Source organism: Janthinobacterium sp. GMG1 (assembly GCF_034427795.1).
Taxonomy (GTDB): Bacteria; Pseudomonadota; Gammaproteobacteria; order Burkholderiales; family Burkholderiaceae_D; genus Janthinobacterium.
The window spans coordinates 104435-117669 of record NZ_JAXQNT010000014.1; the positions used below are offsets into that span (position 1 = coordinate 104435).

At 63.3% G+C, this 13235-nt stretch carries 10 protein-coding genes; 6 read left to right on the forward strand and 4 right to left on the reverse strand.

All coding sequences use genetic code 11. From position 1 onward, the window contains the following. The first annotated feature begins 17 nt into the window (after positions 1-17). The 4 genes from SJI03_RS26250 (at position 18) to SJI03_RS26265 (ending at position 3435) form a co-directional block, all read left to right on the forward strand. Positions 18-344 (forward strand): YbaB/EbfC family nucleoid-associated protein, encoded by a 327-nt coding sequence (locus SJI03_RS26250; protein WP_034759121.1) that lies wholly within the window; start codon positions 18-20, stop codon positions 342-344. A gap of 47 nt (positions 345-391) precedes the next feature. After that, positions 392-982 carry a recombination mediator RecR gene (gene recR / locus SJI03_RS26255; RefSeq protein WP_322429150.1) on the forward strand — a complete coding sequence of 197 codons (591 nt, stop codon included), beginning with the start codon at positions 392-394 and terminating at the stop codon, positions 980-982. A gap of 10 nt (positions 983-992) precedes the next feature. Continuing rightward, positions 993-2213: a CaiB/BaiF CoA-transferase family protein gene (locus SJI03_RS26260; protein WP_322429151.1), complete on the forward strand. Its 1221-nt coding sequence runs from the start codon at positions 993-995 to the stop codon at positions 2211-2213. A gap of 88 nt (positions 2214-2301) precedes the next feature. Continuing rightward, positions 2302-3435, forward strand: coding sequence for an esterase-like activity of phytase family protein (locus SJI03_RS26265; protein ID WP_322429152.1), 1134 nt, complete (start codon positions 2302-2304; stop codon positions 3433-3435). On the opposite strand, the gene SJI03_RS26270 is transcribed toward SJI03_RS26265, so the two are convergent. From SJI03_RS26270 to SJI03_RS26285, 4 genes are all read right to left on the reverse strand, one after another. After that, positions 3404-5563 (reverse strand): putative bifunctional diguanylate cyclase/phosphodiesterase, encoded by a 2160-nt coding sequence (locus SJI03_RS26270; protein ID WP_099380304.1) that lies wholly within the window; start codon positions 5561-5563, stop codon positions 3404-3406. The genes SJI03_RS26265 and SJI03_RS26270 overlap by 32 nt on opposite strands. A 1-nt stretch (position 5564) precedes the next feature. Further along, positions 5565-8405 (reverse strand): response regulator, encoded by a 2841-nt coding sequence (locus tag SJI03_RS26275; RefSeq protein ID WP_322429153.1) that lies wholly within the window; start codon positions 8403-8405, stop codon positions 5565-5567. 188 nt (positions 8406-8593) lie between these two features. Next, the gene (locus tag SJI03_RS26280; protein WP_010396213.1) at positions 8594-8794 is read right to left on the reverse strand and encodes a YbdD/YjiX family protein; all 201 of its coding nucleotides are present in this window, start codon (positions 8792-8794) and stop codon (positions 8594-8596) included. Beyond that, positions 8794-10854, reverse strand: coding sequence for a carbon starvation CstA family protein (locus SJI03_RS26285; RefSeq protein ID WP_099380306.1), 2061 nt, complete (start codon positions 10852-10854; stop codon positions 8794-8796). The genes SJI03_RS26280 and SJI03_RS26285 overlap by 1 nt, the downstream gene beginning before the upstream one ends. Positions 10855-11096: 242 nt before the next feature. Between SJI03_RS26285 and SJI03_RS26290 the strand changes: the two genes are divergently transcribed. Both SJI03_RS26290 and SJI03_RS26295 read left to right on the forward strand, forming a co-directional pair. After that, complete coding sequence (locus SJI03_RS26290; protein WP_099380307.1) at positions 11097-12467, forward strand: cache domain-containing protein; 1371 nt, start codon at positions 11097-11099, stop codon at positions 12465-12467. 28 nt (positions 12468-12495) lie between these two features. After that, positions 12496-13125, forward strand: a complete 630-nt coding sequence (locus tag SJI03_RS26295; RefSeq protein ID WP_322429154.1) for a response regulator transcription factor — start codon at positions 12496-12498, stop codon at positions 13123-13125. The last annotated feature ends 110 nt before the right edge of the window (positions 13126-13235 follow it).

The window sequence follows — 13235 nt, forward strand, 5'->3', positions numbered from 1 at the left end:
TTGAACGGAGCATTCTCATGATGAAAAATCAACTGGCTGGCCTGATGAAGCAGGCGCAAGCAATGCAAGACAACATGAAAAAGGCCCAGGAGCAACTGGCGCTGGTGGAAGTGGAAGGCCAGTCCGGCGCTGGCCTCGTGAAAATCGTCATGACGTGCAAGAACGACGTCAAGCGCGTCTCCATCGACCCGTCGCTGCTGGCCGACGACAAGGACATGCTGGAAGACCTGGTGGCCGCCGCTTTCAACGACGCCGTGCGCAAGGCGGAAGCGACGTCCGCTGAAAAAATGGCAGGCTTGACTGGCGGCATGAACTTGCCAGCCGGCTTCAAAATGCCATTCTGATGCACTGCCGCATGCGCTCGATCCATGGCACGGGACAAGGTTGATCCATGTCCAAGTCGCTTGAATTTTTGACCGAGGCGTTGCGGCGCCTGCCCGGCGTCGGCCCCAAGTCGGCGCAGCGGATGGCGTTTCATTTGTTGCAGCACGATAGGGAAGGCGCGGCCATGCTGTCGCGCGCCCTGTTCCAGGCCGTCGATGCCGTGCATCACTGCGGCCTGTGCAATACCTTTACCGAACACGAAGTGTGCGAGACCTGTCTCGACGAAGAGCGCGACAAGCGCTTGCTGTGCGTGGTGGAAACGCCCGCCGACCAGCTGATGATCGAGCAGACGCTCACCTACAAGGGCCTGTATTTCGTCCTCATGGGGCGACTCTCTCCGCTGGACGGCATCGGCCCGAAAGATATCCACCTCGAAAAATTGCTGAACCGCGCCAACGATGGCGTGGTCGGTGAAGTGGTGCTGGCCACCAACTTCACGAATGAAGGCGAAGCCACGGCCCATTACATCAGCGAAATGCTGAAGGCGCGGGGCTTGCACGTGAGCCGCCTGGCCCGCGGCGTACCCGTGGGCGGCGAACTGGAATACGTCGACGCGGGCACCATCGCTCGCGCGATGCTCGACCGCAGGGCAACCTGAACTGATCTCTATGACTGAACCCTCCGCGAATACTGGTCCTTTAAAAGGTATCAAAGTCCTTGAACTGGGCACCCTGATCGCGGGGCCGTTCTGCGCCCGCATGCTGGCCGAATTCGGCGCCGACGTGATCAAGATCGAGTCGCCCGATGGCGGCGACCCGATCCGTACCTGGCGCGTGCTGAAGGATGGCACTTCGCTGTGGTGGTCGGTGCAGGCACGCAACAAGAAAAGCATCACCCTGAACCTGAAGTCGCCCGAGGGCCGCGCCATCGCGCGCCAGCTGGCCCTGGAAGCGGACATCATCATCGAGAACTACCGCCCCGGCGTGCTGGAAAAGTGGGATCTCGGTTACGAACAGCTCAAGCAGATCAAGCCGTCCCTGATCATGGTGCGCCTGTCCGGCTTTGGCCAGACGGGGCCGATGAAGGACTTGCCCGGCTTCGGTGCCATCGGCGAGTCGATGGGCGGCTTGCGCTATGTGTCCGGCTTTGCCGACCGTCCACCCGTCAGGGTTGGCGTGTCGATTGGCGACTCCGTGGCGGCCCTGCACGGCGTGATCGGCGCCATGATGGCCTTGCGCCACCGCGACGTGACGGGCGGGCGCGAGCAAGGGGAAGGCCAGATGGTCGATGTGGCCCTGTATGAATCCGTGTTCAACCTGATGGAGTCCCTGGTGCCCGAATACGACCAGGCGGGCGTCGTGCGCGAGCGCACGGGCGGTTCCTTGCCCGGCATCGTGCCGTCGAATACCTACACGACGGGCGACGGCGAAAACATCGTGATTGCCGGCAACGGCGACGCCATCTTCAAGCGATTGATGCTGGCCATGGGCCGCATCGACCTGGCGGGCGACCCGCAACTGGCGCGCAACGATGGCCGGGTGGCGCGCACGCAGGAAATCGACGACGCCATCGGCGCCTGGTGCGCCACGCACACGATCGACAGCGCGCTGGCCGTGCTGAAAGCGGCCGACGTGCCATCCGGCAAAATCTACTCCGTGCGCGACATGCTGAGCGATCCGCAATTCCTTGCCCGCAATATGTTCGAACAACACCATTTCGCCGACGGCACGCCCGTCAAATTGCCCGCCATCAGCCCGAAACTGTCCGCCACGCCGGGCAAGACGCAGTGGCTGGGACCGACCCTGGGCCAGCATAACGACGAGGTGCTGGCATCGCTCGGCTATGACGCTGCGGCCATCGCGCGGCTGAAGGCCGGTGGGGTGGTGTAATTCGCTATTAACCCACAGAATTAAAGCTGGGGTCAGACCCGGCGGGTCTGACCCCTGAATTTGCTTCCCGACTTACTTGATACCGATCATGCCTCCATTGTTCCGCACCGCGCTTGCCCTGGCGTCCGCCGCCATCCTTCTTTCCGCCTGTGCCAGCTTCCCGCACGATGCGCCGGTCGCGGGCCTGCGCCTGATCGGCGAACAGCGCATCGCCTTGAAGCATCCGTTCCAGGGCACCACAGTGGGCGGCCTGTCCGGCATCGATTACGATGCGGCCAACAACAGCTGGGTGATGGAAAGCGATGACCGCTCGGAAATCAATCCGGCCCGCTTCTACCGCGCCACGCTCGATTACGACAGCCGAGTATTTTCCGCCGTGACATTAAAAAGCGTGCATTTCTTCACGCAGCCCGACGGCAGCCGCTACCCGAACCTGGCGCACGCCAAGCTGGATCGGGGCGACCAGGTGCCCGACATCGAAACCATCCGCGTCGATCCGCAGGATGGCAGCCTGTGGTACGCCAGCGAAGGCAACCGCAAGGTGGGTCTGGATCCGTTCGTGCGCCACGCTGATAGCGGCGGCCATTACCTGACTACCTTGCCCACGCCCGTCATGTTCAAGGTCTCGCAGGAAGCAACGGGCTCGCGCAACAACATGAGTTTTGAGGCGCTGTCGTTCTCGTCGGATGGCAAGAGCTTGTGGCTGGGCATGGAAGCGGCGCTGTACCAGGATGGCCCGCTGGCCACGCCCGATAACGGCTCCATCGTGCGCATCACGCGCCTGGACCGCGCCGGCACCGTGCTGGGCCAGTACGCGTATCCGATTGAGCCGGTGGCGTCGCGGCCGGCGCCGGGGAAGGAAGCGGACAATGGCGTGTCGGAAATCCTCGCCGTCAACGGTCACCAGTTGCTGGTAGTGGAGCGGGCCGGCGTGGAACATGCGAACGGCGTGTATACGAACCATGTGCGCATCTACGCGATGGAAACGGATGGCGCCACCGATATCCAGGCCATGCCGGCGCTGGCGGGCGCGGCCTATGTGCCAGCGCGCAAGCGCCTGCTGCTGGACCTGGAAAAGATCGGCCTGGCCAGGATCGACAATATCGAAGGCATCAGCTGGGGCCCGCGCCTGGAAAATGGCCGCCGCAGCCTGGTGATGATTTCCGACGACAATTTTAATCCGCAGCAAGTCACGCAAATCCTTGCCTTCGAAGTGCTCTAGTTTCCAGGCTGGCCAGCTGGCCCCTCTGCCTGGCCAGCATGGCCGTGATCGTGTCGTGCGGCGACGGGTGGCCTAAAAAGTAGCCCTGCGCCATGTCGCAGCCGTATTCTTCCAGCATCAGCAGCTGCTCGTCCGTTTCCACCCCCTCGGCCACTACCACCATCTTCAAGCCATGCGCCATGGCGATGATGGCGCGCGTGATGGCCGCGTTTTCCGTGTCCTGCGGCAAGCCGGCGATAAAGCTCTTGTCGATTTTCAAGGCCCGCACGTCGAAGCGTTTCAAATAATTCATCGACGAATACCCCGTGCCGAAGTCGTCGATGGACAGATACACGCCGATGCCGCGCAATTGCTCCAGGGTCACCATGGTGGCGCGCGCATCGTCCATCAACGTTCCTTCCGTCAATTCCAGTTCCAGCAGGCGCGCATCGAGGCCCGTGTCGGCCAGGACCGACAGCACGATCTGCATCAGGTTTTCATCCTTGAATTGCTTTGCCGACAGGTTGACGGCCATGCGGATGGCCCGTCCGCCATCGCTTTGCCACGCCTTGGCCTGGTTGCATGCCGTGCGCAGCACCCATTCGCCGATGGGCACGATCAGCCCCGTCTCTTCGGCCAGCGGGATGAATTCCGTGGGCGAGATGATGCCCCGCTCGGGATGGCGCCAGCGCACCAGCGCTTCCACGCCGACGATCTGCGTGCTGGGCACGTCGATCTGCGGCTGGTACAGCAAGTACAGCTCGTTGTTCTGCAAGGCTTTCCTCAAGCCGACTTCCATCTTGACGTGGCTCATGATTTCCATCGTTAGCGAAGAACTATAGAGCTTGGCGTTGTTCTTGCCGCAGTTCTTCGCGTGGTACATGGCCGTATCCGCATATTTGAGCAGCGAGTTGCAGTCCTCGCCATCTTCCGGATACAGCGAGATGCCGATGCTGGCCGTGACGAAAATCTCGTGTCCTTCGATCATGAAGGGCCGGCGCATGGCTTCTTTGACGCGGTGCGCCACGTTCAGCGCGTCTTCCACCCGCTCCAGGTCGGGTATCAAGATCGTGAATTCGTCGCCGCCCAGGCGCGCCAGGTTGCTGCCGCCGAAGGTGGCTTCAAACTCGTGTTCGGCGCGCAGCACCAGGTCGCTGGGGCGGATGGTTTCGCGCAGGCGCTCGGACACCACCTTGAGCAAATGGTCGCCCACGTCGTGGCCCAGGGTGTCGTTGATGCGCTTGAAGGCGTCCAGGTCCATGAACAGCACGGCGAATTTCTTGTCGTGTTCTTTCGAACGCAGCAGTTCGCGTTCCAGGGTTTCAAGGAACGCTTGCCGGTTGGGGATGCCCGTCAGGCTGTCACAATAGGCGAGGCGGCGGATCTGTTCCTCGGTGCGCTTGCGTTCGCTGATGTCGCGCACCAGCCCCAGCACCTCGTCGGCCCCCGTCGCCACCAGGCGCGCCTCGAAATGGCGCGTGCTGTCCTCGTGCGTGAGCGTGTAGTCGACCGAGCCGATATGCTGCGTGGCCAGCACGGCGTGCGCCTTGTCCAGCAGGCGCGCGGCGATTTCGGGCGGCAGCACGTCGCGGATATGGCTGCCCACGCAGTCGCTGAGGGAAAAGCCGGCGCTGGCGTCGTGGCCCTGTTCATAGTCGAGATAAAAGCCTTCGCGGTTCAGGCGGAAGAAGGTGTCGGGGATGGCGGCCAGCACGGCGCGGTTGTGCGCGTCGGCGATGCGCAAACGGGCGATGGCGTCGCTGGCGCGCAGCACGTACAGCACGCGGTGGCCGAGGATGGGCCAGTTGATGGGCTTGGAAATGAAGTCGGTGGCGCCCACCTCGTAGGCGCGCGTGACGGCTTCCAGTTCGTCGCCGCCCGTGACCATGATGATGGGCACGGTGCTGCCCACTTCCTGGTGGCGGATTTCGCGGCACACGGCAAAGCCGTCCATGGCCGGCATGTCGACGTCGAGCATGACCAGGTCCGGCCCGCTGTGCTTGTAGCTGGCCAGCGCCTGCACGCCGTCTTCGGCCTCGATCACGTCCAGGCCCACCTGCGTGAGCATCTGCCGCATCAGCAGGCGCATCACGGGATCGTCGTCGGCCACCAGCACCAGGCCGCGGGGAGGGGAGAGGGGCGCTGTCATGTCAGTGTTCCTTCACGAGGATGGCGTTCAGCGAGTCGCGTACGGACAGGAAGGCTTGCTGCATCTGCTGCAACAGGGGCGCCGCGCCCTCGGTGCTGCCGGCGCGGCCCAGTTTTTCCATCTCCTTGCACAGCTGCGCCAGGCCGTCGGCGCCCACGTTGGCGCTGCTTGACTTCAGGCTGTGCGCCACCTTGCGCAGCGCTTCCGCATCCGCGCCGGCAATGGCTGCGCGCATGGCGCTCAACTGGCGCGGAGTCTCGCCGACGAAGGCCTGGATGACCCTTTCGAGCAGCGCATCGCCATCCGTGCCGGACAGGGCGCGGATGTTTTCCAGCGCCTGCCGGTTCAGCGGCAGGCCCGCTGGCGTGGGCTGCGGCGCGGGAGGCGTCTCTGGCGGCGCTTGTTGCTCTGGCACTTCGCTGTGGTGCACGGTGGCCGCGCGCGGCAGGGTGATCCAGCGCGCGATCGTGTGGCCCAGGTCTTGCTGCGTGAACGGTTTGCTCAGGTAATCGTCCATGCCGGCCGCCAGGCATGCTTCGCGGTCGCCCTGCAGCGCATTGGCCGTGATGGCGACGATGGGCAGCACGCGCGCGTGGCCGCAGTGCTGTTCATGGCGGCGGATTTCCGCCGTGGCGGCAAAGCCATCCATCACGGGCATCTGGCAATCCATCAGGATCAGATCGAAATCCTCGGCCTGTGCCGCCTGCAAGGCTTCTTCGCCATTGCGCGCGCAGACCACGTCCAGGCCCAGGCTATCGAGCATGGCCAGCGCCACTTCCACGTTGACGGGATTGTCTTCGGCCAGCAGCACGCGGCGGCGCTGGCGCCGGCCCACCTGACGGGGGGCGTGCGGCGGATGGATGCGCAGGCCCTCGCTGGCGCGCGGCGGCGTGACGATGCAGTCGAACAGGTCGCATTCGCGGGCCGGCTTGATCAGCTGGAAGGCCACGCCCGCCTCGCGCCGTTGCACGGGGTCGGCCGCCGCCTGTTCCGTACTCAGCAGCAATAATTTGAGGTCGGCCAGCAGCGGGTCGCTCTTGATGTTGGCGGCCAGGGCCAGGCCGCTGGTGCGCGGCAATTCCATGTCGAGCAGGGCCACGGCATACGGCGTGCCCGCCTGGGCGGCCGCGCGCAGCTTGCCCAGGCAGTCGCTGGCCGTGCCGGCGCTGTCGCTGACGATGTGCCAGCTGGCCAGTTGCCGCTCCAGCACGGCGCGCGTGGCCGGTGTGTGGTCGACGATCAAGGCGCGTAACCCTCGCGTGGTTTTCAGGTTGAAGGACGGGTCGTCGCTGTCGACCCGCCGCTTATCGAAATTTACTTCGAACCAGAAGATCGATCCTTGCGTTAAAGCATTATCAACGCCGATAGTGCCGCCCATCAGCTCCACCAGCTGTTTCGAGATCGTCAGCCCCAGGCCCGTGCCACCGTGCTTGCGCGTGGTCGAACCGTCCGCCTGCGAGAACGATTCGAAGATGCGCGTCTGGGCTTCGTTCGAGACGCCGATGCCCGTGTCGTGCACCTCGAAACGCAAGCCCACGCTGGGCGCGTCTTCGCTGCAGACGGTCACTTTCACGGTGACCTTGCCCGTTTCCGTGAACTTGATGGCATTGCCCAGCAGGTTGACGATGATCTGGCGCAAACGGTTCGGGTCGCCGCAGATGGCGATCGGGATGTCGTAGGCGACGTCGAATTCCAGGCTGATGTTTTTCGCTTCCGCCTGCGGCGCGAACACGTGTTCTATGTCGTCGAGCAATTCGCGGAAATTGAAGCGGATGTATTCCACGCTCAGCTTGCCCGCCTCGATCTTGGAAAAGTCGAGGATGTCGTTGATGATCACCAGCAAATTCTGTCCCGAACGCTGCACCATGCTCGTGTAGTGGCGCTGCTGCGGCGTCAGCTGGCTGGCCAGCAGCAGTTCCGTCATGCCCAGCACGCCATTCATCGGCGTGCGGATTTCATGGCTCATGGTGGCAAGAAACGCGCTTTTCGCCTGGCTGGCCGCCTCGGCCGCGTCCTTGGCCTTTTCCAGCTGTGCCGTGCGCACGCCCACCTGGCGCTCGAGCTGGTCGCGGTAGTTGGCCAGGGTGCTGTCGCGGCTGTCGATCTGCGCCAGCATGTCGTTGAAGCTGTCGATCAGCACGCCCAGTTCGTCGCTGCGCTGGTGCGCGATGCGGTGACTGTAGGTCTGGCTGCTCGACACTTTTTGCGCTGTATCGATCAGCTTGGTGATCGGTTCGGCGATCACGCTCTTGAAGCGCCGCGCCAGGAAGACGGCGATCAGGAAGGACAGCACGGTGGCGCCGCCGATGGCGCCCACGTGGCGGCCGATGTCGCGCCACATGTGGTTCAGGTCCGCCTCGATCAGCACGGCGCCGATGATCTGTTGCGGCTCGCCTGGCCGGTAGACGGGACGGTACAAGCGCATGGCCGGCGCCAGGGTCGTGCCCGAGCCTTGCGTGACGGGCTGCACGGCCATGTCTGCCAGCAAGGCCGGGTCCATGTCTTCCGGCGCCGCCAGGCCGTCCGCGTGCTGTGGCGCGCGGTACAGGGCGAACAAACGCCCGCCCTTGTCGAACAGGGCCGCCTGGGCCACCTCGTCGCGCGCGGCCAGCGCGGCCAGCACCTGTTCCGCCTGCGCCGATTTTCCCGCCAGCAAGGGCGCCGCGCTGGCCGCGCCGATCACGCCCGCCAGCGACAGCAGTTGCTTGCCTTCATCATTCTTGTGACTGAGCACGGACGTCAGCGCAAACGCCACGAACACCAGCAGCAGCGCGCAGCCCGACGACAGTACCGAAATCATGGTCAGCTTCTGGCTGATGCTGGAGCGTTGGAAATTGAACATGAATTCGCAGCTTCCCCGGTCGCCCGTTGACTGTTATTTAATTCCTATTGGAAAAATATAGACGCGAAGACACACCCTGATGTTGATGTGGGTCTAAGGGAAGAGAGGGGAGGGGAACTTACTGAAGATGAAACAACGTGGGCGCAACAATGGGGGCAGACCCGGCGGATCTGACCCCAGCACTTACATTAGCAACACCCTCCGCGTTTTCCTGCGCCGCCGTAGCGGGCTTCCTGCCGTTCGCGGAAGAACTCTTCATACGTCATCATCGGCTCGCCGGGATGGGTCACTTCCCGGTGCGCCACATAGGTGTCGTACTCGGGCAAGCCGCACATGAGCCGCATGCTTTGCCCCAGATACCGTCCAGCCTTGATGATTTCGTCGATCATCATTGCACCGTGGGCATGGCCTGGAACGGCGTTTCCTTGGTGCTAGGCTTGCTGTCGGCGCGCGCCTTCAAAATCGTGCGGACGCCGAAGAACAGCACGCTGACGACGACGATGACGAAGAAGGCGGCCAGACCGGCGTCCAGGTAATCGTTGAAGATGATCTGCTGCATCTGCGCCACCGACTTGGCTGGCGCCAGCAGGGTGCCTTCATCGAGTGCCGCCGAGTATTTCTTGGCATGCGCGAGGAAGCCGACGCGTGGATTGGCGTCGAAAATCTTTTGCCAGCCCGCCGTCAGCGTGCACAGCAGCAGCCAGATGGTTGGCGTGATGGTGACCCATGCATACTGGCCACGCTTCATCTTGAACAGCACACAGGTGCCGAGGATCAGCGCGATCGCGGCCAGCATCTGGTTGGCGATGCCGAACAGCGGCCACAGGGTGTTGATGCCGCCCAATGGATCGACCACGCCCTGGTACAGGAAGTAGCCCCACGCCGCCACGCACAGGCCCGTGGCCAGCAGGTTGGCGATGACGTTTTCCGTCTTTTTCAGGCTAGGCACGAAGCTGCCCAGCAAGTCTTGCAGCATGAAGCGGCCGGCACGCGTGCCCGCATCGACGGCCGTCAGGATGAACAGCGCTTCGAACAGGATGGCGAAGTGGTACCAGAAAGCCATCATGGCCTTGCCGCCGATGGCGCCGGACAGGATCTGCGCCATGCCGACCGCCAGGGTCGGTGCGCCGCCGGCGCGCGAGATGATGCTGTGCTCGCCAACGTCCTTGGCCGTCTGTGTCAGCATTTCCGGCGTCACATAGAAGCCCCACTGCGAGATCGCCTGGGCGGCGGACTCGGCCGTGGTGCCGATCAGGGCGGCCGGGCTGTTCATGGCGAAATAGATGCCTGGCTCGATGGTCGAGGCGGCCACCAGGGCCATGATGGCAACAAACGATTCCATCAGCATGGCGCCATAGCCGATGAAGCGGGCGTGGCTTTCGTTTTCAATCATCTTCGGCGTGGTGCCCGAGGAAATCAGCGCGTGGAAGCCGGAGACGGCGCCGCAGGCAATCGTGATGAACAGGAAGGGGAACAGATTGCCCGACCAGACAGGGCCGGAGCCGTCGATGAACTTGGTCATGGCCGGCATTTTCAGGTACGGCGCGACGACGATGATGCCGATGGCCAGGCCCAGGATGGTGCCGATTTTGAGAAAAGTAGACAGGTAGTCGCGCGGCGCCAGCAGCAGCCACACGGGCAGCACGGAAGCGATGAAGCCGTAGCCGATCAGCATCCACGTCAGTTCCGTTCCCGTGAACGTGAACATCGGACCGAGCACGGCGTGTTCCTGCACGTACTGGCCGCCGATGATGGCCAGCATCAGCAGCACGAAGCCGATGATGGAAATCTCTCCGATGCGGCCCACGCGGATGAAGCGCGAGTACACGCCCATGAACAGGGCGATGGGAATCGTCGCCATCACGGTGAAGCTGCCCCATGGGGAACCCGTCAGCGCCTTGACGACGATCAAGGCCAGCACGGCCAGGATGATGACCATGATCATGAAGCAGCCGAGCAAGGCGATCATGCCGGGAATTTCGCCCAGTTCAGCCTTGATCAGGTCGCCCAGCGAGCGGCCATCGCGGCGCATGGAAATGAACAGCACGATGAAATCCTGCACGGCGCCGGCAAACACGACGCCGGCGAGTATCCACAGCATGCCGGGCAGATAGCCCATCTGCGCGGCCAGCACGGGGCCGACCAGGGGGCCGGCGCCGGCAATCGCCGCGAAATGGTGGCCGAACAGCACATATTTGTTGGTCGGCACGTGGTCGAGGCCATCGTTGTGCTTGAAGGCAGGCGTCATGCGGCGGGCATCCAGGCCCAGCACCTTGTCGGCGATGAACAGGCTGTAGAAACGGTAGGCGATCAGGTAAACGCAGACGGCGGCGATGACGATCCAGATCGCGCTGATCGGTTCGCCACGTTGCAGGGCGACGACGCCCAGGGACCCGGCGCCTGCCAGCGCAAGCGCTGCCCAGCCGAGCTGTTTGAAAATGCGGTTCATGCTTCCTCCAGAGATTGACGGGCGCTGTGCCGTGCGATGATGTGTGCTGCCGAGCCTGGTCGTCGCCAGTTTGGGTGTGAATTGGTGTATCTGCAGCTTATGGCGAGTATTCAGGAATCGTATAATTGCCGCAAGCGCACGACTACGCAGTAACGCTCAGTATTACTACGCAGACTGATCGCCACGCCGCGACGTAAAATCACGCATTCCCACCAGCATCGACGCCGCCGGAGCGCCAGGACATGAAACTCAGACAGAAAGTCATCTTCCTGGCCCTCACGCCGCTGATCCTCGCCCTGTGCGCGATCGCGTTTGCCGTGCGGCACCAAGCCATCACCCTGGCCGAGCAGCAGCGCGCCACCATCCAGCAAGCGTACTTGGCCAGCAAGGAGGCCGAACTCAAGCATTACGTGACCCTGGCCAGCCATTCCATCGCTTCCCTGTACCAGTCGGGGCGCAAGGATGACGCCACGCAAGAGGAGGCCAAGCGCATCCTGTCCGCCCTCAGCTATGGCGACGATGGCTATTTCTTCATCTATGATTTGCAGGGCAAGTCGCTGATGCATCCGCGCCAGCCCGAGCTGGTGGGACAGAATCTGTGGCAATTGCGCGACGCCGAAGGCAATCTCACCATCCAGCGCCTGATGCAGCGGGCGCAGAGCGGCGGCGGCTTCGAGCGCTATAACTGGATCAAGCCGTCGACCAACAAGTCCGCACCCAAGCTCGGCTATGTGATCCTGATGCCGGAGTGGGGCTGGATGATGGGTACCGGCATCTACATGGATGACGTGGACCAGGCGCTGGCCAAGGTCGACGCCCAGCAATCGCGCAATATCCGCTCGACCATGGAACTGATCGCCGCCATCGCCATCCTCGGTTCCCTGCTGGTGGCCGCCTGCGGCCTCGTGCTGAACCTGCGCGAATTGCGCGTGGCCGACGCCAAGCTGAAAGTGCTGGCGCAACGCGTGGTCGAGTCGCAGGAAGAGGAGCGTGCGCGGCTGTCGCGCGACTTGCATGACGGCATTAGCCAGTGGCTGGTGTCGATCAAACTGCAAATCGAGGCGGGCATCGCGCGTCTGGCCGGCAATGCCGAGCAGAAAGACAAGGCGCCCGCCACCTTCGAACGGGCCGCCGAGCAGCTGAACAAGGTGCTGGGCGAAGTGCGGCGCATTTCGCACAACCTGCGCCCGGCCATTCTGGATGACCTGGGCCTGGCCGCCGCGCTCGACCACCTGGTGCATGAATTTAACGACAGCAGCAGCGCGCAAGCCAGTTTCACGGCCAGCCCGGCGGCGGCGGGCGAGGGCTTGCCCGACATGGTGAATACCGTGCTGTTCCGCATCGCCCAGGAAGCGCTGACCAATTGCGAGCGCCATGCCCACGCCCGCGGCGTGGAAGTGAGCCTGCACGAGGCAGGCAAGGCCGTCGAGTTGCGCATCCAGGATAATGGCGGCGGCTTCGATTTCGACGGCATCGCCCTGCATCCGCAGCGCGGCATCGGCCTGCGCAACATGACGGAACGGATGGAAGCCATCGGCGGCAGCCTGCACATCACTTCGTCTGCGGCCGGCACCCTGGTGCTGGCGCGGCTCGCCCTTCCACCGACACACTGATGAATAGATACCGAGAAGATACTGAGACATGAGCGAGAAGATCAACATCCTGCTGGTGGACGACCACCCCCTCGTGCGCGACGGCTTGCGCGCGCGCCTGGAAGCGGTGGCGCATTTTGACGTGGTGGCCGAGGCGGGCGGCGCCGATGAGGCGCTGTCACAGGCGCGCCTCCACCAGGTCGACCTCGTGTTGATGGATATCAATATGCGCGGCATCAACGGCATCGAAGCGACGGCGCTGTTCAAGCAGGCGTTTCCGCAGATTGCCGTGCTGATCCTGTCCATGTATGACAAGCTCGAATATGTGTCGCAAGCCATCGCCGCCGGCGCGCGCGGCTATGTGCTCAAAGATGCCCCTGGGAAAGATATCGTCTTCGCCATCGAGACGGTGATGTCCGGCGGCATTTATTACAGCGCGGCGCTGGCGCGGCAGCTATCGCGCCCGCAAGTCCACGATTCCTTCCTCACCACGCGCGAGCAGCAGGTGCTGCAGCACATCGCCGGGGGCCAGTCGAACAAGCAGATCGCCCGCGCGCTGGACCTGAGCGTGCGCACGGTGGAGACGCACCGGCTGAACATCAAGCGCAAGCTCGGCATCGAAGGGCAGGCTGAATTGATCAAATATGCGGTCGAGCACGCGCATGGCGGCAGCGCCTGAGCAGGCGCGCGCCGTGCCGGGTTTTTGTCACACCCGCATGACAGGCGGGTCTCGCGGGGGAATGTTCTTTTTGAATATTTATTGCCAAAATTAAACTGTTTCATAGGTGA

Bases quoted from the DNA above. Each gene is read 5' to 3' on its own strand.
- SJI03_RS26250 (WP_034759121.1), top strand. From the start codon at position 18: ATGATGAAAAATCAACTGGCTGGCCTGATGAAGCAGGCGCAAGCAATG.
- recR (WP_322429150.1), top strand. From the start codon at position 392: ATGTCCAAGTCGCTTGAATTTTTGACCGAGGCGTTGCGGCGCCTGCCC.
- SJI03_RS26260 (WP_322429151.1), top strand. From the start codon at position 993: ATGACTGAACCCTCCGCGAATACTGGTCCTTTAAAAGGTATCAAAGTC.
- SJI03_RS26265 (WP_322429152.1), top strand. From the start codon at position 2,302: ATGCCTCCATTGTTCCGCACCGCGCTTGCCCTGGCGTCCGCCGCCATC.
- SJI03_RS26270 (WP_099380304.1), bottom strand. From the start codon at position 5,563: ATGACAGCGCCCCTCTCCCCTCCCCGCGGCCTGGTGCTGGTGGCCGAC.
- SJI03_RS26275 (WP_322429153.1), bottom strand. From the start codon at position 8,405: ATGTTCAATTTCCAACGCTCCAGCATCAGCCAGAAGCTGACCATGATT.
- SJI03_RS26280 (WP_010396213.1), bottom strand. From the start codon at position 8,794: ATGATCGACGAAATCATCAAGGCTGGACGGTATCTGGGGCAAAGCATG.
- SJI03_RS26285 (WP_099380306.1), bottom strand. From the start codon at position 10,854: ATGAACCGCATTTTCAAACAGCTCGGCTGGGCAGCGCTTGCGCTGGCA.
- SJI03_RS26290 (WP_099380307.1), top strand. From the start codon at position 11,097: ATGAAACTCAGACAGAAAGTCATCTTCCTGGCCCTCACGCCGCTGATC.
- SJI03_RS26295 (WP_322429154.1), top strand. From the start codon at position 12,496: ATGAGCGAGAAGATCAACATCCTGCTGGTGGACGACCACCCCCTCGTG.